The 21,094-nt window shown below is 46.7% G+C and carries 23 protein-coding genes and 1 other annotated feature; of the genes, 4 read left to right on the forward strand and 19 right to left on the reverse strand.

The genetic code is table 11. The features are described from left to right. Positions 1–71: 71 nt before the first annotated feature. Both OWN49_RS12085 and OWN49_RS12090 read right to left on the reverse strand, forming a co-directional pair. Entirely contained in the window at positions 72–1,037 is a 966-nt protein-coding gene (locus OWN49_RS12085; RefSeq protein ID WP_015387871.1) for a glycoside hydrolase family 43 protein, read from the reverse strand. A gap of 143 nt (positions 1,038–1,180) precedes the next feature. Then, a complete protein-coding gene (locus tag OWN49_RS12090) occupies positions 1,181–2,266 on the reverse strand; it encodes a M42 family metallopeptidase (protein WP_007408096.1) in 1,086 nt (361 codons plus the stop codon). Positions 2,267–2,449: 183 nt separating this feature from the next. Between OWN49_RS12090 and OWN49_RS12095 the strand changes: the two genes are divergently transcribed. After that, positions 2,450–2,842, forward strand: a complete 393-nt coding sequence (locus OWN49_RS12095; protein WP_003152498.1) for a hypothetical protein — start codon at positions 2,450–2,452, stop codon at positions 2,840–2,842. Positions 2,843–2,855: 13 nt separating this feature from the next. Here OWN49_RS12095 and OWN49_RS12100 read toward each other — a convergent pair whose 3' ends face one another. From OWN49_RS12100 to OWN49_RS12135, 8 genes are all read right to left on the reverse strand, one after another. Beyond that, entirely contained in the window at positions 2,856–3,122 is a 267-nt protein-coding gene (locus OWN49_RS12100; protein ID WP_094247673.1) for a DUF1294 domain-containing protein, read from the reverse strand. Positions 3,123–3,179: 57 nt separating this feature from the next. Further along, the gene (gene rplT, locus OWN49_RS12105) at positions 3,180–3,539 is read right to left on the reverse strand and encodes a 50S ribosomal protein L20 (protein ID WP_003152495.1); all 360 of its coding nucleotides are present in this window, start codon (positions 3,537–3,539) and stop codon (positions 3,180–3,182) included. 31 nt (positions 3,540–3,570) lie between these two features. Further along, entirely contained in the window at positions 3,571–3,771 is a 201-nt protein-coding gene (gene rpmI / locus OWN49_RS12110; RefSeq protein WP_003152493.1) for a 50S ribosomal protein L35, read from the reverse strand. Between the two features lie 12 nt (positions 3,772–3,783). Then, complete coding sequence (infC, locus tag OWN49_RS12115; protein WP_071543361.1) at positions 3,784–4,305, reverse strand: translation initiation factor IF-3; 522 nt, start codon at positions 4,303–4,305, stop codon at positions 3,784–3,786. A gap of 58 nt (positions 4,306–4,363) precedes the next feature. Continuing rightward, positions 4,364–4,494 (reverse strand) — a sequence feature (ribosomal protein L20 leader region). A gap of 181 nt (positions 4,495–4,675) precedes the next feature. After that, complete coding sequence (lrgB, locus tag OWN49_RS12120) at positions 4,676–5,359, reverse strand: antiholin-like protein LrgB (RefSeq protein ID WP_007408093.1); 684 nt, start codon at positions 5,357–5,359, stop codon at positions 4,676–4,678. A 12-nt stretch (positions 5,360–5,371) separates the two neighbouring features. Continuing rightward, positions 5,372–5,812, reverse strand: coding sequence for an antiholin-like murein hydrolase modulator LrgA (gene lrgA / locus OWN49_RS12125; RefSeq protein WP_003152485.1), 441 nt, complete (start codon positions 5,810–5,812; stop codon positions 5,372–5,374). Between the two features lie 129 nt (positions 5,813–5,941). Next, the gene (locus OWN49_RS12130) at positions 5,942–6,676 is read right to left on the reverse strand and encodes a LytR/AlgR family response regulator transcription factor (RefSeq protein ID WP_058906272.1); all 735 of its coding nucleotides are present in this window, start codon (positions 6,674–6,676) and stop codon (positions 5,942–5,944) included. Continuing rightward, positions 6,654–8,435: a sensor histidine kinase gene (locus tag OWN49_RS12135; RefSeq protein ID WP_031379151.1), complete on the reverse strand. Its 1,782-nt coding sequence runs from the start codon at positions 8,433–8,435 to the stop codon at positions 6,654–6,656. The genes OWN49_RS12130 and OWN49_RS12135 overlap by 23 nt, the downstream gene beginning before the upstream one ends. A 184-nt stretch (positions 8,436–8,619) precedes the next feature. On the opposite strand from OWN49_RS12135, the gene OWN49_RS12140 reads away from it, so the two are divergent. Further along, entirely contained in the window at positions 8,620–9,414 is a 795-nt protein-coding gene (locus OWN49_RS12140) for an HAD family hydrolase (RefSeq protein WP_061046572.1), read from the forward strand. A gap of 53 nt (positions 9,415–9,467) precedes the next feature. Here OWN49_RS12140 and thrS read toward each other — a convergent pair whose 3' ends face one another. The 9 genes from thrS to OWN49_RS12185 form a co-directional block, all read right to left on the reverse strand. Continuing rightward, positions 9,468–11,399, reverse strand: coding sequence for a threonine--tRNA ligase (thrS, locus tag OWN49_RS12145; protein ID WP_003152480.1), 1,932 nt, complete (start codon positions 11,397–11,399; stop codon positions 9,468–9,470). A gap of 409 nt (positions 11,400–11,808) precedes the next feature. Continuing rightward, entirely contained in the window at positions 11,809–12,639 is an 831-nt protein-coding gene (gene ytxC, locus OWN49_RS12150; protein WP_146277310.1) for a putative sporulation protein YtxC, read from the reverse strand. 65 nt (positions 12,640–12,704) lie between these two features. After that, a complete protein-coding gene (locus OWN49_RS12155) occupies positions 12,705–13,346 on the reverse strand; it encodes a TVP38/TMEM64 family protein (RefSeq protein ID WP_176283461.1) in 642 nt (213 codons plus the stop codon). A 31-nt stretch (positions 13,347–13,377) separates the two neighbouring features. Next, positions 13,378–14,313: a primosomal protein DnaI gene (gene dnaI, locus OWN49_RS12160; protein WP_007408085.1), complete on the reverse strand. Its 936-nt coding sequence runs from the start codon at positions 14,311–14,313 to the stop codon at positions 13,378–13,380. Positions 14,314–14,337: 24 nt separating this feature from the next. Further along, positions 14,338–15,744 carry a replication initiation and membrane attachment family protein gene (locus tag OWN49_RS12165; RefSeq protein ID WP_176283462.1) on the reverse strand — a complete coding sequence of 469 codons (1,407 nt, stop codon included), beginning with the start codon at positions 15,742–15,744 and terminating at the stop codon, positions 14,338–14,340. A 111-nt stretch (positions 15,745–15,855) separates the two neighbouring features. After that, positions 15,856–16,314, reverse strand: a complete 459-nt coding sequence (gene nrdR / locus OWN49_RS12170) for a transcriptional regulator NrdR (RefSeq protein WP_003152473.1) — start codon at positions 16,312–16,314, stop codon at positions 15,856–15,858. A 248-nt stretch (positions 16,315–16,562) separates the two neighbouring features. After that, positions 16,563–16,943 carry an adenosylmethionine decarboxylase gene (speD, locus tag OWN49_RS12175; protein WP_003152471.1) on the reverse strand — a complete coding sequence of 127 codons (381 nt, stop codon included), beginning with the start codon at positions 16,941–16,943 and terminating at the stop codon, positions 16,563–16,565. 238 nt (positions 16,944–17,181) lie between these two features. Continuing rightward, positions 17,182–18,204, reverse strand: coding sequence for a glyceraldehyde-3-phosphate dehydrogenase (locus OWN49_RS12180; RefSeq protein WP_063174674.1), 1,023 nt, complete (start codon positions 18,202–18,204; stop codon positions 17,182–17,184). A gap of 208 nt (positions 18,205–18,412) precedes the next feature. Continuing rightward, positions 18,413–18,799 (reverse strand): winged helix-turn-helix transcriptional regulator, encoded by a 387-nt coding sequence (locus tag OWN49_RS12185; protein WP_003152469.1) that lies wholly within the window; start codon positions 18,797–18,799, stop codon positions 18,413–18,415. A gap of 183 nt (positions 18,800–18,982) precedes the next feature. Between OWN49_RS12185 and OWN49_RS12190 the strand changes: the two genes are divergently transcribed. Then, entirely contained in the window at positions 18,983–20,182 is a 1,200-nt protein-coding gene (locus OWN49_RS12190) for an MFS transporter (RefSeq protein ID WP_077722685.1), read from the forward strand. A gap of 57 nt (positions 20,183–20,239) precedes the next feature. After that, positions 20,240–21,082: an aldo/keto reductase gene (locus tag OWN49_RS12195; protein ID WP_003152464.1), complete on the forward strand. Its 843-nt coding sequence runs from the start codon at positions 20,240–20,242 to the stop codon at positions 21,080–21,082. The last annotated feature ends 12 nt before the right edge of the window (positions 21,083–21,094 follow it).

Raw genomic sequence — 21,094 nt, forward strand, 5'->3', positions numbered from 1 at the left:
TTAAGGAGGAATCAAACTGTCAATCTTTTATTGCAAGTAAAAAAGCCGGACACACATGCCCGGCTGATCAATTAATAGGAAGGCCAGCCTGAACTCCAATCGATATCATTGATGAGCATCTTCGGAATTCCGCTGTTTTCGGCATCATACGCATGACGCACTAAAATATTCCCGTTCACAATATCTTGACCGCCCGGGCCTTTCCAGCGGTCATTGCCGGAATCAAGAATCGTCCCTCCGCCTTCAGACATGCTTTTCCCGCTTTTATCGAGATATGGGCCGGTGATGCTTTTGGATCTTCCATAAGCGATTTTGTACGTACTATTCACGCCTGAACAGCATTTATCAAACGACACCATTAAGTAATAGTAGCCGTTCTGGTAGGTGATGGCCGGCGCTTCCAAAGCTCCGCCGTTATTCGGCCTGGCAGCGATGGAATAAAGTGATCCCGTCGGTTTCATTGTATTTTTATCAAGCTTTGTCAGCTTAATGCCGCTCCAAAAAGAACCGAAGGCAAGCCAGGGGTTTCCGTCTTTATCAATTGTCAGCTCCGGATCAATTGCATTGTAGTTATTGGCGCTTGTTGAACGGATGACGAGCCCTTCGTCCTTCCAGTTTCCCGAACTGAGACTTGTAGATGATGCAAGACCGATCGCGGAGGTATTTTTGCCGAATGAAGAAACGGCATAATACAGCCAATACTTTCCGTTAAAATATTGAACATCGGGGGCCCATTGATTCAGCCCGTAATTCGGCACATAATTGCCCCACCATGACAGCGGGGAAGTAAAGATTGATTTCTGAACGGTCCATACGCCGCCGCTGCCCGCCTTTAAGACGCGAAGCCCCCTCTCCCCTTCCAAACCGGTTCCGAAAGCGTACCACGTGTTTCCTTCCTTCGCCATTGTCGGATCATGAAGCAATTCATTTGATGCCCCCCAAAACGCGGCAGATGCCGGAGATGAAGACATCAGAAGCAGACCGGCTGTAACGGCTGCGCATGAAAAGCGGATCATGCGTCTGAATCTGTTTTTCATTTGTAAACCTCCCTTTTTTTAAAGCGCTTTCAAAAAAACATGTTGTCAGATTTTTCTATGTCTTTTCTTATTGTAGACGCAAGGCTCATATTTGTACAGACAAAAAAAAGAATCTGCTTAAAAAAGCAGATTCTTCCGTATCTTTATTGATAAGTAATACGGTCAACCGTTTCCCGGTCTAATTTTTTAATCACTTCTGTGATCAATTTTACCGTATTCTCATAATCATCCCGATGCAAAATAGCGGCATGAGTGTGAATGTAGCGCGTCGCGATCGTAATGGACAGCGCCGGCACTCCGTTTGCGGTTAAATGAATAGAACCTGAATCCGTGCCCCCTCCGGCAATGGAATCGAATTGATACGGAATTCCCGCTTCTTCCGCCGTGTTTACGACAAGGTCGCGCAGCCCTTTGTGAGATACCATTGACGCGTCATACAGAATAATTTGCGGCCCTTCGCCGATTTTGCTTTGCGCCTCTTTTTCAGAAATTCCCGGTGTATCTCCGGCAATTCCGACATCCACACCGAACGCGATATCAGGCTGGATCGTATGTGCCGCTGTTTTCGCCCCGCGCAGCCCGACTTCTTCTTGAACCGTTCCGACCCCGTATACTTCATTCGGGTGATCACTGTTTTTCAGATTTTTTAATACATCGATGGCAATCGCACAGCCGATACGGTTGTCCCACGCTTTCGCCAATAAATGCTTTTCATTGTTCATCACTGTAAATTCAAAATACGGCACAATCTGATCACCCGGAAGAACGCCCCATTCCATTGCTTCTTCACGGCTGGACGCCCCGATATCGATGAACATCTCTTTAATATCAGCGGCTTTTTTTCTGGCGTCAGGAGGCAGAATGTGAGGCGGTTTCGAACCGATGATCCCCGTGATGTCCCCTTTTTTTGTCACGACGGTGACGCGCTGGGCCAGCATGACCTGAGACCACCAGCCGCCGACGGTTTGAAAGCGGAGAAAGCCTTTATCAGTGATTTGCGTCACCATAAAACCGACTTCGTCTAAATGCCCTGAGATCATGATTTTCGGACCGTTTTCTTTGCCGGTTTTTTTGGCGATTAAACTTCCCAGCCGGTCTGTTGTGACATCATCGGCAAATGGTTCTATGTATGATTTCATCACTTGTCTTACTTCTCTCTCATTTCCCGGTATCCCTTTTGCATCCGTTAACGCTTTCAGCATGGTGAGCGTTTCATCTAATTTTGTCATCAATAAACCTCCTTTTTTTCACTACCCTTCTTATTATACAAAACCAATGCTGAAGCATACGATTAATTCGCCTGAAAAACGGGTAAATGTTTTTATCTATTTCTTTTAAAAAAATGAAACTTTTTGTTTTGTTTTTCGTATTACATCAGATCATGACAAAGGTGAGGAGGTGCCTTCACACATATGGCCATTACAGTATTGAGGATTGTCTTGCTTGCACTTCTTATTTATTTTATTTACATGTGCGTCAAATTTTACGCAAACCCGAAAAGAAGGCTCAGACTGGCGCAATCAAAAGAGAATTTTTATTTTATTGACGAACAGAAAAACACGCGAAAAAATCTCCAGCTTACTTATAAAGGAGTGCTCTTTGAAGGAGAAAAGCATATCCCTTCCAAAGATCATCCGCTGTTTATTCATACGATATTTGTATGGACCGAAAATCCGGAAAAGCTGAACCGCTTTTCTGCAGGTGATTTTGAAGAAGTCGAAAAAAAGGTATTGGAGCGGTACCCGAATTGCAAGATTGATTGGGACCAGCCCATCAAAAAAGCGAAAAAAGCAGGCGAGCGATAAGCTCTCCTGCTTTTTATTTTTTATACATCAAATACATGAGCATAAGGGCGGCTTCAGTGAGAAAAAGCAGCGGCACCCCGTATAAAAAGGATTTGTGCTTCGTCTTATGCCTGAAGGTGCGCATGCCGATCCATACGCCGAGTGAGCCGAACATGGCGGCTGTGAGCCATATTCGTTTCTCTGATATTCTCCACCTGTGCGCCTTTGCTCTTCTTTTATCAGCGCCCATGATCCAAAAGCCGTATCCGTTTATCAATACGGCGTAAATGAAGAGAGCCATTGATTGTCACCCTTTACGTAAAAAAACCGCTCCCGGAAAGAGAGCGGCTTTTTCAACTTACTTGTCTAACTGAGCTTTAGCAGCATCAGCAAGCTGATTGAAAGCAGTAAGATCGTTTACAGCAAGATCAGCAAGCATTTTGCGGTTTACTTCGATGCCTGAAAGCTTAAGACCGTGCATTAAACGGCTGTAAGAAAGACCGTTCATACGTGCAGCAGCGTTGATACGAGTGATCCAAAGCTTACGGAAATCACGTTTTTTCTGACGGCGGTCACGGAATGCATAGTTTCCTGATTTCATGACCTGCTGGTTTGCTACTTTGTATAATGTATGTTTTGAACCGAAATAACCTTTTGCTAATTTAAGAACCTTTTTACGACGCTTACGTGTAACAGTTCCGCCTTTTACTCTTGGCATTAGATTTCCCTCCTAATTGTTCCTTGTCCGATTACTTGATGTTGGCAAGCTGTTGTTTGATGCGTTTGAAGTCTCCTGCGCTCACAATAGCACCCTTGCGAAGCTTACGCTTTTGCTTTTGGGATTTGTTGGCGAATAAGTGACTTGTGTATGCATGAGAACGTTTTAACTTCCCAGAACCTGTCTTTTTAAAACGTTTAGCAGATCCGCGGTGAGTTTTCATTTTTGGCATGGGATTTCCTCCTTATTGCTTTTCGTTTTTCGGCGCGAGCATTAAGAACATGCTGCGGCCGTCCATTTTTGGTTTTGTTTCGACTGTCGCAACTTCCGCACATGCTTCAGAGAAACGGTCCAATACGCGCTGGCCGATTTCTTTATGAGTGATTGCGCGCCCTTTAAAGCGGATAGAAGCTTTCACTTTATCGCCTTTTTCAAGGAATTTAATCGCATTGCGCAATTTCGTGTTAAAGTCATGCTCATCGATCGTCGGACTTAATCTAACTTCTTTTAAGTTAATGATTTTTTGATTTTTGCGTGCTTCTTTGTCCTTTTTCTGCTGCTCGAATCGGAACTTACCGTAGTCCATGATGCGGCAGACAGGCGGTTTTGCATTTGCTGCAACTAACACAAGGTCAAGATTTGCGCGGCCGGCGATTTCAAGTGCTTCCTGACGGGACTTGATGCCGAGCTGATCGCCATTTTGTCCGATCAGACGAACTTCACGTGCACGGATACCCTCATTAACCAATTGATCTTTGCTAATAATGAGCCACCTCCATAGTTTCTTCGAATTGATTCACAACGCTTTTTGACTGCATTCTGCAGGCAAACAAAAAGTGCGGGCATGACAACACACCCACACTACGAACATCTGCATAAATAAAAATGTACGGTCAACCTGCCAACTACATGAATGTGTCAATCAGGTGAGAAGCGGGTGCCTCTGCTTGTGATTTATATTCAATTCAATAACTATTCTACACAATACCGGATCATTAGTCAAGAATGACTTCTCCGGATCAACTTTCTCATTTTAACACGATGCCAGTGTGAGCGCAAGGAAAAATGTGAAATTTCGTTCTTTGCCGCCCGCGGACGTGCCAACACAATAAAAAACCCGGGTCTATGACCCGGGTTTATCCTCCGATGAGCTGAACGAATACCGGAATGACCAGCACCGTCACCACTCCTACGACGACAACCGCGATACTTGCCATTGCCGCTTCTACTTCCCCCATCTCAATGCCGACCGCAACACCGAGTGCGTGTCCTGATGTGCCGAGAGCCAGTCCCTTAGAGATTGGGTGCTTTACTTTAAACAGTTTTAAGAATAGAGCGCCCAGAGCATAGACGATAACGGCGTTGAAAATAACGGCGAAAGCGGTGATGTCGGTGATGCCGCCGATCCCTTTTGACAGCGGAAGGGCAATTGCCGTTGTCGCCGCCTGCGGAAGCATGCTTTTCATAACGGCCGCGTCGAGATGAATGCCTTTTGCGATCAAATAGACAATCGTGACTGAGCAGATAGAGCCGACAATGATGGAGGACATAATCTGCCACCAGTATTTTTTCAGCTTGTCACGCTGTTTGTATAAAGGGATGGCAAAAGCGATCGTCGCGGGCTCCAGGAAGAATTTGATAATGTCTCCTCCGCTTTTATAATCTTCATATGAAAAACCGCCGAGCTTCAGAAAAAGGATTCCAAGCACCATCGCGACAAACAGCGGGGTGAAGAGGAAAAAGCCTCTCGTTTTTTTAAATAAATACGTGCCGATGCCAAAGGCCGCAAGTGAAACGACAATACCGAAATATGGACTCATCCGTTTTCCCTCCTAATGCTGCACAAGTTCGTTTTCCTGATTGGAACGGCGCACCGTTTGTTTATCAGCCGGAGCAGCCTTCTGACGTTTTTGGCTGACAGACAAGATCAGCTGAGAAAAAAGGCCCGTCGCCCCTAACAGAATGATGGTGGCGAGTAAGATGACGAGTGCGATCTGCACGCCGTACTGCTGCATGACGCCAAGTGAATTCATCACGGAGATGCCCGACGGGACAAATAAAAATCCGATCAGTGACGTTAATGATGTTCCCAGCGTTTCTACTTGTTCAAGCTTAATCACTTTCAGGCATAAGAGGACAAATAATAACACCAAACCTACTACGGAAGCGGGTATAGGAATGGGGACAATCGCTGCAATCCCATTAGATATGAGCATAATTACGGCAAAAATAAATGCTTGTGTCAGAAATCCGTACACTTTTTTCGCACTCATTTTCTTCACCTCTTTCTCTTTGTTAGGTCCATTATAAAAGAGAAATTGATTTTTAAAGCGCTTTCATAACAAACGGCTGAATATTCATTCTGAAATGCAAAAAACGGCTGCTGAAATGCAAAAGCCGCCTCATATAATATGAAGCAGCTTTTTTAAGTCCTTGGCGTATGTACGGCTGACGGGAATTTTAGAGCCGTCTTTTAAGATCAGATTGTAAGTCGAATTAAACCACGGATGAATTTCCGTAATATGCTCCGTATTCACGATGAACGCGCGGTGCACTCTCAAGAAACCCGTATCAGGCAGTTTTTTCTCAATGACCGCCAAAGTTTCATGAACGGAATAAGACGCGGCAAACGTTTTGACGGAAACGTGTCCGTCCTCCATGCCGGCGTAAATAATGTCCTTCGTATCTAAAATGACAATAGATTCACCGGCTGATACAGCCAGTTTATGCGCTCCGGCTGCGGACGGCTGCTCCGAGACGGCTCCTGCCCTGTCCAGCTTCACTCTTTTAAACTTTCTGATCGTCTGGCGCACTCTTTCTTCATCAAAAGGCTTCGTTAAATAATCGAGCGCGTCGACTTCAAAAGCTTTTAAAGCAAATTGGTCATACGCCGTCGCAAAAACGACGGCCGGCGGATTTTTCATGTTTTTCAGCCGTTTGGCAATGTCAAATCCGTTTTCTCCTGACAAATCAACGTCCAAAAACAGCAGATCCGGTTTTTGATCCATCATACTGTCAAAAGCGGATTCAATATTTTCAGCTTCGTTTATGTCACTTACTTCATTCGTCCGTTTCAGCAAATAAGCTAATTCATCTCTTGCCAGCATTTCATCATCAACGATTAACACCTTCAGCATGTTCTTCTCCTTTAGTCATCAGTTTCAAAGGCAGCTCAAATGATACGTCCGTACCTTTGCCGGCCTCACTTTCCAATCGCAGGGCTGCTTGTGGGCCGAACAGCCCGATCAGCCGCTGATTTAAATTGTAAAGCGCGGTTCCCGTCCCTTCTTTAGACGGGAGCGGACGGTTTCCGAGCACGGACAGCAATTCCGGATCAATTCCCCGCCCGTTATCTCCAACCCGCATTAAAACCGACTGACCGGCGGATACCACGCTGACATTGACTGCACAGCTGTCCTGCTTTCTTGAAAATGCATGGCGAAGCGCATTTTCGACGAGAATCTGCAGCACAAAAGGAGGAATTTCGATGTCCTCCAAACCGCGTTCGATTTCAAGACTGATTTTATATTTCCCGGGAAAACGGGCCTGCTCCAATGATAAATACGCCTGCAGATGGTTCAGTTCTTTAGAAAGCGGGATGAGCAGCTGCCTTGCTCCCTGCAGATTGGAACGGAAATAGACGCTGAGCTGCAGCAGAAGCTTTCGGGTTTTTTCCACATCCGTACGGCAAAGTGCAGAAATCGTATTGATCGCATTAAACAGAAAATGCGGATTGACCTGTGCTTGAAGCGCCTTTATTTCTGCGTCTTTCAGCAATTTGCTCTGCAGTTCCGCCTCGCCGAGTTCAAGCTGAGTGGAAAACAGCATGGCGAGTCCTTCTGCAAGCTCTTCTTCAACCCGGCTTAAACCTGACGGGCTTTTAAAGTACATTTTCAGCGTCCCGATCGTTTTGCCGTTTGACGTCAGCGGCAATACAATCGCCGCATGCAGCGGACAGGGATCGTGCGTGCATTCAATTTCTTCCTTTGATGTCGCTTTCATAATATGACCCGTTTTAATGACGCGTTTTGACAATCCGGTGATCAGGCTTTCAGACGGAATATGATGGTCGGCACCCGCGCCGACGTGCGCCAAAATCTTTTCGTTATCCGTAAGCGATACCGCGTCCGTTCCTGTTTGCCTGTGAATGATGGCGGCGACGCTTTTGCATGAGCTTTCATTCAGTCCCTGGCGGAAAAACGGAAGCGTCTGATCGGCAATCATCAGCACCCTATGGGTTTCAAGGGCTCTCGCCCGTTCTTCCTTCCGGATAATCGACTGAATGATCGAAAGAAAAATAAAAGTCCCTGACCCGTTTACCAATATCATCGGGATGCCGATGATGCTCACAAGCGTCCAAGCATCAGAAAACGGCTTGGCCATCAAGAGGATGAGCAGCATTTGCAGCGATTCCATTCCGAGTCCGACAAGCGCGGCCACACGCGGTGTCGGCATCGCATAGCGTTTTCTGAAATACCGTCCGATCCAGCCGGACAAAATGCCCGCTAAAACGGATGAGACGGCACAGCTGACTGCGGTCGCGCCGCCGAGTGATAAACGATGCAGGCCGGCCAGTATGCCGACGCCGATTCCCACATACGGGCCGCCTAAGAGTCCGCCGATTTCAACGCCCATAATTCTTGTATTGGCAATTGAACCGGACGGATTAATTTGAAACACCCAGTCATTATTCATGATTGTATTCCGCTGAATTTCTATTCCCGTATAGTTGCTGATGATACTGAACAGCGAGAAAATTGAAATCAGCACCGCTTTGCCTTTATAGCTCTCAGGCTGCTGGAGCGCCTGTCTGAACAATCTGGTATGAGCCAGAACAAATCCCAATATGACGATAATTCCGACTCTTTCCAGCATCATGATGATCAAATGCAGCATACTTTTCACCTGTTCTTTCAAATTGTATTTTATCACGTTTTAGAGCCTGAGACAGAATCTGACACAAACCTGCCTGTTTTTTTCAAATCATCTGAAAACATCTTTCACAGTCTATGTATCTATTGTAGAATAAACGGGAGCCTTGCGGCAGAGAGTTTCAGAATATAACAAAGAGGAGAAGATCATGAAAGCCGTATTTTTTGATTTGGACGATACACTGTTATGGGATGAAAAAAGCGTCAGAACAACATTCAGGGAAACATGTTTACAAGCGGAAAAAAAATATGGCCTTGACCCGCATACATTTGAAGAGGCGGTTCGGAAAGCGGCACGGGAATTGTATATGTCATACGAAACCTATCCTTATACGGTCATGATCGGCATTAATCCGTTTGAAGGATTGTGGGCGAATTTTTCCGAGCCGGTCAGCGAAGGATTTAAACAGCTGAATCGGATTGCGCCGGAATACAGACGAAACGCCTGGACGAACGGCTTAAAAAGCGTCGGTATAGACGATGCGGCTTACGGCGAATATTTGGCGGAGTTTTTCGCGGCGGAACGCAGACAGCGTCCGTATGTGTATGATGAAACGTTTGCGGTGCTTGATAAGCTGAAAGGTGTTTATGAATTGCTTCTGCTGACAAACGGCGATCCCAGCCTGCAGAAAGAAAAACTCGCCGGCGTTCCTGAGCTCGCGCCTTATTTTAATGAAATCGTCATCTCAGGCGCTTTCGGAAAAGGGAAACCCGATGCCTCCATATTCGAACATTGCCTCGGCCTCCTGAACCTGAAAAAAGAAGACGCCATGATGGTCGGAGATAACCTCAATACTGATATATTGGGAGCGAAACGGGCAGGCATTACGACAGTCTGGGTAAACCGGACGCAAAAGAAAAATGATACGGACATTGCGCCTGATTACGTGATCAGCGATCTTCACGAGCTGTTTGCGATTATAGAGAAACAAAAAGAAAGATAATTTTATACGCTAAAAAACCCCATTCTGAATGAACGGGGTTTTTGTATTTCCGGTTATTTTTTCGCTTCGGCTACAGCCTTTTTCACAAAATCGTCCAATGAGACGGTTTCTGATTTCTGCTCGCCGTATTTCCGGACGTTTACCGCGCCGTTTTCCGCTTCTTGGTCACCGACCACAAGCATGTACGGGATTTTTTGCATTTGCGCTTCACGGATTTTATAGCCGATTTTTTCGTCCCGGCTGTCAAGCTCGACACGCAGGCCTTCGCGCTGCAGGCGCTCCTGCACTTTTTTCGCATAGTCAAGATGCACGGACGGTGATACAGGAATGACTTGGAATTGCACCGGCGCAAGCCATGTCGGAAGGGCGCCCTTGTGCTCTTCGATTAAGAAAGCAACGAAACGCTCCATCGTTGACACGACTCCGCGGTGAATAACGACAGGGCGGTGCTGTTTGCCGTCTTCTCCGACGTAAGTGAGATCAAAGCGTTCCGGAAGAAGGAAGTCAAGCTGTACAGTTGACAATGTCTCTTCTTTGCCGATCGCCGTTTTCACCTGCACGTCAAGCTTAGGGCCGTAAAACGCCGCTTCGCCTTCCGCTTCATAATAGTCGTGCCCCATCTCATCCATTGCCGCCTTCAGCATGGATTGCGCTTTGTTCCACATCTCATCATCATCAAAATATTTTTCCGTATCTTCAGGATCGCGGTAAGACAGGCGGAATGTGTAATCACTCAGGCCGAAGTCTTCGTATACGTCTTGAATCAAACGGACGGTGCGGATGAATTCTTCTTTAATCTGATCAGGGCGGACGAAAATGTGCGCGTCATTTAACGTCATGCCGCGTACGCGCTGAAGACCTGAAAGCGCCCCGGACATTTCGTATCGGTGCATCGTTCCCAGCTCTGCAATCCGGATCGGAAGCTCGCGGTAGCTGTGAATGTCCTGTTTGTAAATCATCATATGGTGAGGACAGTTCATCGGACGGAGCACGAGTGTTTCATTGTCCATTTCCATCGGAGGGAACATTGTATCCTGATAATGATCCCAGTGCCCTGATGTTTCGTACAGGTCTTTGCTTCCGAGGACAGGCGTATAGACGTGCTCATAACCGAGGCTCAGCTCTTTATCCACAATGTAGCGCTCGATCACGCGGCGGATGGTCGCGCCTTTCGGCAGCCAGAGCGGCAGACCTTGTCCGACTTTTTGAGAGTTGGCAAACAACTTTAATTCTTTGCCCAGTTTTCGGTGGTCACGCTCTTTCGCTTCTTCAAGCATGCGCAAATGCTCTTTCAAGTCATCCTTTTTAAAGAAGGCCGTGCCGTAAATGCGCTGAAGCATTTGGTTTTTGCTGTCGCCGCGCCAGTATGCGCCCGCAAGGCTCAGCAGCTTAAATTCTTTAATTTTGCCTGTAGACGGCACATGCACGCCGCGGCACAGGTCAAAAAATTCGCCCTGCTCATAAATGGAGACCGTTTCGTCTTCTGGGATGGCATCCAGCAATTCAAGCTTCAGATTATCGCCGATTTCCGCAAACATGGCTTTTGCTTCATCACGGCTCACTTCTTTTCGGATGATCGGCAGATTTTCACCAATGATGCGTTTCATTTCTTTTTCAATCTTCGGAAGGTCATCCGGCGTCAGCGCCTGCTCCATTTCAACGTCATAATAGAACCCGTTTTCAATGACGGGGCCGACTCCGAATTTCACATCTTTATAAATGCGTTTAATCGCCTGGGCCAATAAATGCGCCGTGCTGTGCCGCATGATGTTCAAGCCTTCTTCTGTGCCTTCTGTAATGATTTCTACGGCACCGTCCTCTTGAATCGGCGTTCTTAAATCAATTTCCTGTCCGTTCAGTTTTCCGGCTAAAGACTTTTTCTTTAATCCCGGACTGATGGATGCCGCGATATCTTCTGTTGTTGTTCCTTTCGGAAATTCCTTTACCGCTCCGTCCGGAAATGTGATGTTGATCATATCTGACATCTTCGTCACTCCTTTTTTTATGCAAATCAAAAACCCCGCCCCCTATGAAAGGGACGAGGTTAAATAAACGGAATCGTGGTTCCACCCTTTTTTCCGCGCGGCCGATTGTTTCGGCACCTGCGGCTCTAAACTCTGTAACGGGAGTTCCCGTCAGCTATTACTGGCGCTTATTCCGGCGTTCACAGCTGAAGTTCAAAGGCGGTAAAGACAATGATCCATAGCTGGAAAGCTTTCAGCCTGGGCTCTCCTCTCTTATAAAGCCGGTATCAATGCTTCATGTCCTTATCAATACGTGTAGCAATCATTAATCTTTTATGTATTATAAAATGTCTGTGAGAAAAATGCAACTCGGTTTTCCGTCTGATTTCGCACAGACAGCCCTGCCGCTTACGCAAGGCCGTCCGAGCGGCTATCCTTCCGTCTTCTCGGCTGCAAACGCGCCCAGCGGAAAAAGGCGCACCCTCTCCTGAAACACGTTTTGAATCGTTCTGGACATCATATGTTCCGGTTTGTCCGTATACAGTTCGACCGTCTCAGGCGCAATGGAGATCAGCGGCGCAAGGAGATGGGAATCTATATACATCGGGTGCTCCCGCACAAACCGTCTGTCTATGTATTTTTTCTGTTCCCGTTCTGACACATAGCGCAGCTCCCACAGCGTAAAAGCCCGTTCATGTACGATGCGGACTTTCTTCATCCGCGGCGGATTGGATGTCACATAATCTCTCAGAGACTGGATAAAGTTTTGATATTCCTGTTCCATCCGGTATTCATCTATCGCAGCCTCCGCGTATTCTCTGAGCCTCTCATAATACCTGCCGAGCCGGAACGTCTGAAACGAACGCACGGAAAAAACACCCGCATCAAGTGAAATCGTCCGGAGCGCATCTGAAATAAACTGTGCGCGCGGCTCTTTCTTCGGCTCAAACGGATGATCCTCAAGCTCTCCTTCCATAATGCTGTGTGCAAGCTGAAGGATTTGCTGCTGTTCATCCTGATCGGTGAAGCAGTATGCGTCCTCAATAAGCGAAAGCATATGCTCGTCTTCTTTGCATTCCAAAAAAAACCTGACAAGTATCGGCTCAATAAAGCGCTGAACGCAAAAAGCCGTTTCAGACCTTGCGATTCCGACTTTTTTTATGCCTTCACGGACAATAAAATGTCTCCGGTCGTCCGATTGCTGAATGAGATGTAAAAAAGCGGCGGTATCGTGGTCATCTTCAAAGATCACTTCAAGCATATTTGTCCCCCCTTACGGCATCTGTTACAAGTATATGGGGGATGTTTTTAAAATAGACGTAAAGGTTAGCTTTCACCGCCGAACAAATGACGCACCTTCTTTTTAAATATAACGGGAAGCGATAAAAATACGACGTAAAGACAGATCACGCAGAGTACGGTCAGCACATTGCCGGACATAAAGCTCGCGCCGAGCACATTCAGGACGATCGTCCCCGGAATGATGCCCGCTGCGGTCGCCAAAAAATACGTTACCGGCCTGACTTTCGATAGGCCCGCGGCATAGCTGATCACATCAAAGTTAACAGGCAGAATGCGCAGGATAAAAATATAAAAGAAGCCATTGGTTTTCATCTGCTTTTGAATGGCTTCCATTTTTCCATGACGGCTTTTCACATTAAAGGCAAACAGCCCCGCCGCAAAAAAAGACGCGGCGGCAGCGCCCATTGAGCCCGCCAGCGTATACATGGTGCCGAAAAACGGGCCGAACGCCAATCCTCCGGCGACGGAAACGATTGATACGGGAAACAGCACAAAAGGCCTGACGATGGAAATTCCGATAAACACAAGCGGCGCAAAAACACCGAACGATAACACCCACAGCCGGATCTCCTTAGGCGACAGATTCAGATATTTGCGGTTTGCCCACAGCAAAAGACCCGCTCCCGCCGCAGCCGCAGCCCAAGTGACAGCCTTCTTATTCCTCATTCCCTCAAATCCTTCCCATTGGACGCCGGCATCATGAACGGCGGCGGTTTTCCCCGTCAAGACGGACGGGCGAAGCCAAATATAAAATCCGCTCCATCAGTCTTGCCGCTTTTACTTCTTCCTTTTCTCCCCGCTGTGAATACGTAAAATGATGCTTCAGCTCGTCTGGTGAAAAATTAGACGAGAAGAAAGTGGGAAGCTGCTGGCTCATTCTGTGCTGAAGCACGGTGCCGATGACTTCATCCCTGACCCAGCTTGTCATTGATTCCGCTCCGATGTCATCAAGCATCAGTACGGGCGTCGTTTTCACCATATTCAGTTTCGCCTCCAGCGACTGATCCTGGAGCGAGTTTTTCAGCTCTCTGACAAATTCGGGAACATATACGATCATTGATGAATACTCTTTTTCCGCCAGTTCGTTGGCAATGGCGGCTAAAATAAATGTCTTTCCGATTCCGAATTTTCCGTACAGATACAGGCCTTTGCCTTTTCCCGTTTCATTATAGCTCTTCAGAAAATCCGTCACATGCTGGAAAATGCCGAGTCTGCTCGGATCGGTAATGTCGATCTGCTGAAACGTCGCGCCGAGAAGATCCTGCTGGATATACATGCTCTTCATCAGGGACTTTTGCCTTTTCTGGCGGTCGAGCTTTCTCTTTTCCGGACATTCGTAATATTCAATATCAATGGAACGCCCGTTGATCACAAGCTTCGGATGGTAGCCTTCAAGCAGGCTGTTCGTCCGGCTGTCTTTCGAACAGAAGGCGCACTGTTTGCTTTGCTGAACGAATTCGTACAGTTTATTTAACCCTCTGTCAATCATGCTTTGATTGATTACATCTTTCTGTTCCTTCAAAAAAGCCTGGACGTCTTCGTCGGCCATGACTTGCTGCTGCATTCGTTCCAGGCGTTTTTGAAAGTCAGGTCTTTTCGTCACGCCTTCTAAGGATCGGCTGATCGGTTCCATTCAATATCACCCCGCTTCTCTGTCTCAATAGGCAGAGTATTTTTTCAGTTTTTTCATTTCTTCCATCATTTTTTTCTTCTGTTTTTCAAGATCCTGTGCGGAAAGAGCCGGCTGTTCTTGTTTCTTCCCGGTTTCTTCTTTCATCCAATCAGGGCGCTTTTCTTCCCGGACGGTTTTTTTGCCGCGCGCCGCGCCGTTTGTTTTGCCGTCCGCCCAATCAAGATATTGCCTGTGCTCTTCGATTGCGAGCTTCATTGCTTCCCGTACCGTTTTGACTTTCTTTCTGGCCCAGTGGGCGGCGATTTTTTGGATATAGTTTTTGGACAGCTTCATATCCGTTTTCAGCATGACATAATAAATCAGCACATTGGTGACGCCGGGCTCAAGCTTTTGTTCGAACATAATATCGGCGATAATCTGCAGGTCGGCTTTTGACGGCTCGGTCCCGTCCGCAATGTCCTGAAGAAGCTTTCTCGGTGATATGGTCTCAAGCTGTGCGATGAGTTCGCCGTTCAATGAATCGTCCTTTTCCGTCCGATTTTCTCTCAAGGTGACAGGCTGTGTTTTATCAATCAGTTCGGGAAGCTTGCCGCTTCTTTCAATTTGGTACCAGTCGCTGGCCGCTTTCCTCAGCGCTTCTGCCGTTATCGTATCCTGTTCATTAATTGCGGTCATGACGACGTGCTGCATGGAGATAGGATCTATTCCGTATAAATATGAAAGCTTTTTAATGCTCTCCCGCACATCCTGTGTGATTGATTTGCGCGGTATCATCGTTTCTGATAACCCCGCTAAAAACAGCTCAAAATCAAACACTTCCTCCGTCACCGTATAGGAAGGCGCTTGTCCGACAGACGCCGTCTCATAGTCCTGGGGGAGCTTCATCGCCTCTTCCATATCAGGCGTCATTTTCCATTCACTCGGCTGAAAAGAGGCAAAGGCGTGATTAAACGGACGGGTAATTTCCCTTGCGCCCGCGCCGACGGAAGGGTGCGTGTAAAATTGTCTCAGCTGCTGGTATTTCGTTTTACCGACTCTGTTATAAAGAAAGACATTCAGCATGCCGTCTTCAAAAAAATCATTCGGCCTGAGCGGGGGCAGCAGCTCATAAATAAACATCCGCTCTTTTTGCTCGGACTCCCGGATATACACTTTCAGCAGCCCGATTCCTTCAAGCTTTCCCTGTTCATGATGAATCTTTTTTAAATTTGACTGCATCATGCCCATCAGCTGCCTGTGCGTGGATTCCGCTCCCCACAAGCGGTTCTGCTCAAGCTCCCCCCACAAGGTCATATAAAGGGAGAATGCAAAAGAACCGATCAGCGGCTGGTACAGATGTGTCAAAACCTGTCTGTCGACATCCTGAAGAAGCGAACGGCTTTTGACCGTATAAGGATCTACAGGCAATACGTCATTCCAATAGTCAGCCATGATTCTCAAACCTTCCGATATGTTTCTACTCTCATTTTACACCGTTTCTGCGATCTATCAAATGCCAATTTTGCTCATGAGAAAAGAGCCAGACACAATCTCTTAGCTCTCTCAGCGTTCTTTCTTTATTAAATCTTTCAATTCATCGATAAACACGTTTATATCCTTAAACTGCCGGTAGACGGAGGCAAAGCGGACATAAGACACCTCATCGATTTTCGCCAGGCGGTCCATTACCATTTCTCCGACAAGTTCGCTTTTGACTTCAGATACGCCTTGGTTTCTCAGCTCTTTTTCAATGTCAAAGCACATGTCTTCCAATGTTTTTAAAGGAACGGGCCTTTTTTCACAAGCTTTAATTAACCCGCGCAGCATTTTTTCACGGCTGAATTCTTCCCGGACGCCTTCTTTTTTCACGACGATCAGAGGCATCTCTTCAAACTTCTCAAATGTAGTGAAGCGGTAATGGCAGGCTTCGCATTCCCGCCTTCTGCGGATTGATTTCCCTTCGTCCGCAGGCCGTGAATCAAGTACGCGGGAACCGTTATGCTGGCATGAAGGACATTTCAAATTGGATCAGCTCCCATCTGTTTCGTTGCTGTAATGCGGTTCGCAAGCTTCCGGTAAATGCCCGCCAACGTTTCTAGGATGAGCCTATTTGTTGGGAGAGCCGATAGACCGGCCTTATCTTTTCTATTTTACAAAAAAAATGCTTAAAGAAAAAGCAATGCTGTTTTTTTACATTAGAAAAGGAGCATCAGCTTCAAAGCGCGTAATGGCTTTTTCAGCTTAGCTCCCTTGTGTTTGCGTTTTGAAAATTACAGTACTTTCGCTTGTGCCTGTTTAATCTGTACAGGCCCCATTCCTCTCGGTATTTCAATGTTTTCTCTTGTATCTGCATGTAATGCGTCCGCAATGTAATCCGCAGCCACATTAGGATCCAGGTCTCCACAAGTATAAACATCAATGCTTGCATATCCGTGTTCAGGAAAACTGTGAATCGTTAAATGTGACTCAGAGATAATAACGACTCCGCTTACGCCTTGCGGTGCAAATTTGTGAAATGCGACCTCGCGCACTTCAGCTCCTGATTTCAAAGCAGCATTTACAAACGTTTTTTCAATAAAATCCATGTCATTGAGCTTATCAAAATCGCATCCCCACAGCTCGGAGATGACGTGACGCCCCATTGTTTCCATAATCATGGACCCCCCTTAACAAGAATTAAAAAAGTGAATTTCCGAGAACTGACCCGGCCATTTACCACGGGGGAAAGTTAGTCCGGAGAGGTCCTAACCCTTTAAGTAATTCCGAAGCAGTCACGAGCAAGAAGTTCACGAAAGATAGTATACTGTGTTTAAGTTTATTTTGCAAGGTGTGTTTTTTGCGAATATGCCGTTAAGGGTTTTTTTCTAACAAATGTCCATGATCTTTAGTCTACACAGCTGACGGGTGTTTCATTCGCGCGGCGACGTGACGGATAAGATCAACGACCCGGCAGGAATATCCCCATTCATTGTCATACCAGGCGAGCACCTTTACTTTTCGGTCTTCCATCACCATCGTTGTCAGTCCGTCGATGATCGCAGAGTGTGAATTCGTATTATAATCCGAAGAAACGAGCGGCTCATCCGAATAATCAAGAATTCCGTACATCGACGTTTTTGCGGCTCTTTGGAAAGCGGCGTTCACTTGCTCGGCAGACACATCTGTTTTCAGATCGCAGACAAGGTCCACTAATGACACATTCGGAACGGGAACACGCAAAGCAAGACCGTGAAGTTTTCCTTTCAAATGAGGCAGCACGAGCGACAGCGCTTTGGCGGCGCCTGTAGAAGTCGGAATGATGGATTCTCCGCACGCTCTCGCCCTCCGCAGATCTTTATGCGGATTGTCGATATTTTTTTGATCATTCGTGTAAGCGTGAACAGTCGTCATCAGGCCGCTTTCAATCCCGAATTCCTGATCAAGCACTTTGACGACCGGCGCAAGACAGTTTGTCGTGCAGGATGCATTTGAAATAATGACATGTTCATCGGGATTGAACTGCTCTTCATTTACTCCCATGACAATGGTAACGTCTTCATTTTTGCCCGGAGCCGTCAAAATGACTTTTTTCGCCCCTGCTTCAATATGGCTCATCGCTTTTTCTTTTGAATTAAATTTCCCCGTTGCTTCTACAACGATGTCTATTCCGCATTCTTTCCACGGAAGCTCTCTCGGGTCCCGGCGATTGAACAGCATAATATGTTTTCCGTTGACAATCAGGCTGTCGTCAGCGGTCTCAACTTCTTGATCGTATTTGCCGTGAATTGTGTCATACTTTATCAAATGAGCAAGCGTTTCCGGGGGATAGCTTGCATTAATGGCTGTTATTTGAATTTGATCATCTTCCATTGCTTTTCTGAACACCATTCTTCCGATTCTTCCAAACCCGTTGATTGCTACTTTTACCTTCATGCTCAGGTCACCCCTTTTTAATATGCCACTCTAATTTACCTTTATTTATATATAGTATAACACATTAAAAGAAATCCGCCAGTACAACTTGATAAAAATCCACCCTTATACCGATCAATATGTTGTTCAATCGGTTTTTTTGCATATAAAATGATCTTTCTTCCATAAAAAAAGCAGGATCAGCGTCTCAGGCTGCCTGCTTTTTTTCTTATATTTGTCCCGGTTCTTTAAATTTGTCATTTAAAATGCTGTCCTCTAAAACGGAAGACACCTCGCCGTACCGTTTAGCAATATGCATCGCGCCCCAGTCACACAGCGCATTTAAAATTCTTTCCAGACTGTGCCCGTATTCACTCAGCTCGTATTCCACTTTCGGCGGCACCTGATTGTACACGATCCGGTTGATGACGCCGTCAGCTTCCAGCTCCCGCAATTGCTGTGTCAGCATCTTCTGGGTGATGTCCGGCATAAGCCGCTTCAATTCGCTTGTCCGTTTTTTCCCGCGCATGAGGTGGCAGAGGATCACACACTTCCATTTTCCGCCGATCACTTCAAGCGCCGCCTCTACGGATATATTGTATTTTTTCTTCAGCAACGGTAATTCCTCCTCATCTATAGGAACTAAAAAGTGCCTATGGCACTTAAAAGTACGTTCTTTTCAATGACACTTCTATCAATCATAATGACATTTGCCGGCTGAAAAGGAATGTACTCTTATACTTATATCGTTTACCCGGCATCATTTCAACCATACATTATCGTTCAAGGAGGAAAACAGATGTCTTCACATCGCCAAAGCTATTTACCAGCGCTGCTGGCATTAGCCGTCAGCGCTTTTGCGATCGGCACAACCGAATTTATCAGCGTCGGACTGCTGCCGCTTATATCTCAAGATCTGCATATACCTGTGACAACGGCGGGACTTACCGTTTCCATGTATGCTCTGGGCGTGACTTTCGGCGCGCCGGTTTTAACGTCTCTCACATCCGGCATGTCGCGGAAAACGCTGCTGCTCTGGGTGATGTTGATTTTTATCGCCGGAAATACACTCGCAGCGAGCGCTTCCTCAATCGGCGTCTTACTGGCGGCACGGGGCATTTCGGCTTTTTCCCACGGCATTTTCATGTCAATCGGGGCAACGATCGCCGCCAATATCGTGCCGGAGCATAAAAGAGCAAGCGCGATTTCTATCATGTTCACGGGGCTGACGGTGGCTACGGTGACCGGCGTTCCGTTCGGCACCTATCTCGGCCAGCAATTCGGATGGAGGATTGCCTTTGCCGTCATTGTGGCGGTAGGAATCATCGCATTCCTCACAAACGCGCTTCTCGTTCCGTCACATTTGCGAAAAGGGACGAAAACCGCATTTTCCGAGCAGGTCAAACTCGTCACAAACGGCCGGTTATTGCTTTTATTTATTATTACGGCGTTAGGCTACGGCGGAACGTTTGTCGTGTTTACGTATTTATCTCCGCTTCTTCAGGAGGTAACCGGTTTTCAGAAAGAAACCGTCGCGGCCATCCTGCTCATTTACGGAATTGCGATTGCCATCGGAAACATGATTGGCGGCCGTTTATCAAACCGGAATCCGCTGAAAGCCTTGTTTTATATGTTCATTGTCCAGGCTGCTGTGCTGTTTGTCCTGACTTTTACCGCGCCGTTTAAAACAGCCGGGCTGATCACCATTATTTTCATGGGGCTGTTGGCGTTTATGAATGTGCCGGGGCTTCAAGTATATGTCGTGATGCTGAGTGAACGTTTTGCGCCAAGCGCCGTTGATACAGCATCAGCCTTAAATATCGCGGCATTTAATGCCGGAATCGCGATCGGCTCGTTTGCCGGCGGAATCATTACAGACTCAATCGGAATCATTCATACCGCTTGGATCGGGGCGCTGATGGTGCTCAGCGCGGTCGTATTAACCGGATGGAGCCGGAAGCTTGAAAAGCGGGACCGCACTGCCATTGAAAGGAGGTGAGTTTTTCTTCAGCGCATTTTGATTTTTTCAACAGAAAATAATAGGAGGAATATATACATGACAACACATTTACAAGCAAAAGCAACATTGCATAACGGAGTAGAGATGCCTTGGTTCGGCATCGGAGTTTTCAAAGTAGAGGAAGGCGCGGAACTCGTCAACGCGGTGAAAACGGCATTGGTGCACGGCTATCGCAGCGTTGATACCGCCGCGATTTACGGAAATGAAGAAGGTGTCGGCGAAGGGATCCGCCAAGGGCTGCAAGAAGCGGGATTAAAACGTGAAGACATTTTTGTCACGTCAAAAGTATGGAATGCCGATTTAGGATATGAAGAAACGTTAAAAGCGTTTGACACAAGCTTAGAAAAACTCGGTTTAGATTATTTAGATTTATATTTGATCCATTGGCCTGTCGAAGGAAAGTACATCGATGCGTGGCGGGCGCTCGAAACCCTCTACCGGGATGGACGCATTAAGGCGATCGGGGTCAGCAATTTCCAAATTCACCATCTGAAACATCTTATGAAAGAAACGGAAATCAAGCCGATGATCAACCAGGTGGAGTACCACCCGCGCCTGACACAGAAAGAACTGCTTGCTTTCTGCACTGAACAAGGCATTCAGCTTGAAGCGTGGTCGCCATTGATGCAAGGGCAGCTGCTTGATCACCCCGTCTTACAGGAGATCGCTGAGAAATACGGCAAATCAGCCGCTCAAGTGATTTTGCGCTGGGATTTGCAAAACGGTGTCATCACCATTCCGAAATCAACTAAAAAACACCGTATTGAAGAAAATGCAAATGTCTTTGATTTCGAACTGTCAGCTGACGATATGAAGCGGATTGATGATCTGAACGAAAATCTCCGTGTCGGTCCGGACCCTGACAATTTTGATTTTTAACCAGAAAAACAC

Origin of the sequence: Bacillus sp. NEAU-242-2 (assembly GCF_027853835.1) — a bacterium.
GTDB lineage: Bacteria > Bacillota > Bacilli > Bacillales > Bacillaceae > Bacillus > Bacillus velezensis.

Bases quoted from the DNA above. Each gene is read 5' to 3' on its own strand.
- OWN49_RS12085 (WP_015387871.1), bottom strand. From the start codon at position 1,037: ATGAAAAACAGATTCAGACGCATGATCCGCTTTTCATGCGCAGCCGTT.
- OWN49_RS12090 (WP_007408096.1), bottom strand. From the start codon at position 2,266: ATGACAAAATTAGATGAAACGCTCACCATGCTGAAAGCGTTAACGGAT.
- OWN49_RS12095 (WP_003152498.1), top strand. From the start codon at position 2,450: ATGGCCATTACAGTATTGAGGATTGTCTTGCTTGCACTTCTTATTTAT.
- OWN49_RS12100 (WP_094247673.1), bottom strand. From the start codon at position 3,122: ATGGCTCTCTTCATTTACGCCGTATTGATAAACGGATACGGCTTTTGG.
- rplT (WP_003152495.1), bottom strand. From the start codon at position 3,539: ATGCCAAGAGTAAAAGGCGGAACTGTTACACGTAAGCGTCGTAAAAAG.
- rpmI (WP_003152493.1), bottom strand. From the start codon at position 3,771: ATGCCAAAAATGAAAACTCACCGCGGATCTGCTAAACGTTTTAAAAAG.
- lrgB (WP_007408093.1), bottom strand. From the start codon at position 5,359: ATGAGTCCATATTTCGGTATTGTCGTTTCACTTGCGGCCTTTGGCATC.
- lrgA (WP_003152485.1), bottom strand. From the start codon at position 5,812: ATGAGTGCGAAAAAAGTGTACGGATTTCTGACACAAGCATTTATTTTT.
- OWN49_RS12130 (WP_058906272.1), bottom strand. From the start codon at position 6,676: ATGCTGAAGGTGTTAATCGTTGATGATGAAATGCTGGCAAGAGATGAA.
- OWN49_RS12135 (WP_031379151.1), bottom strand. From the start codon at position 8,435: ATGCTGCATTTGATCATCATGATGCTGGAAAGAGTCGGAATTATCGTC.
- OWN49_RS12140 (WP_061046572.1), top strand. From the start codon at position 8,620: ATGAAAGCCGTATTTTTTGATTTGGACGATACACTGTTATGGGATGAA.
- thrS (WP_003152480.1), bottom strand. From the start codon at position 11,399: ATGTCAGATATGATCAACATCACATTTCCGGACGGAGCGGTAAAGGAA.
- ytxC (WP_146277310.1), bottom strand. From the start codon at position 12,639: ATGCTTGAAGTGATCTTTGAAGATGACCACGATACCGCCGCTTTTTTA.
- OWN49_RS12155 (WP_176283461.1), bottom strand. From the start codon at position 13,346: ATGAGGAATAAGAAGGCTGTCACTTGGGCTGCGGCTGCGGCGGGAGCG.
- dnaI (WP_007408085.1), bottom strand. From the start codon at position 14,313: ATGGAACCGATCAGCCGATCCTTAGAAGGCGTGACGAAAAGACCTGAC.
- OWN49_RS12165 (WP_176283462.1), bottom strand. From the start codon at position 15,744: ATGGCTGACTATTGGAATGACGTATTGCCTGTAGATCCTTATACGGTC.
- speD (WP_003152471.1), bottom strand. From the start codon at position 16,943: ATGGAAACAATGGGGCGTCACGTCATCTCCGAGCTGTGGGGATGCGAT.
- OWN49_RS12180 (WP_063174674.1), bottom strand. From the start codon at position 18,204: ATGAAGGTAAAAGTAGCAATCAACGGGTTTGGAAGAATCGGAAGAATG.
- OWN49_RS12190 (WP_077722685.1), top strand. From the start codon at position 18,983: ATGTCTTCACATCGCCAAAGCTATTTACCAGCGCTGCTGGCATTAGCC.
- OWN49_RS12195 (WP_003152464.1), top strand. From the start codon at position 20,240: ATGACAACACATTTACAAGCAAAAGCAACATTGCATAACGGAGTAGAG.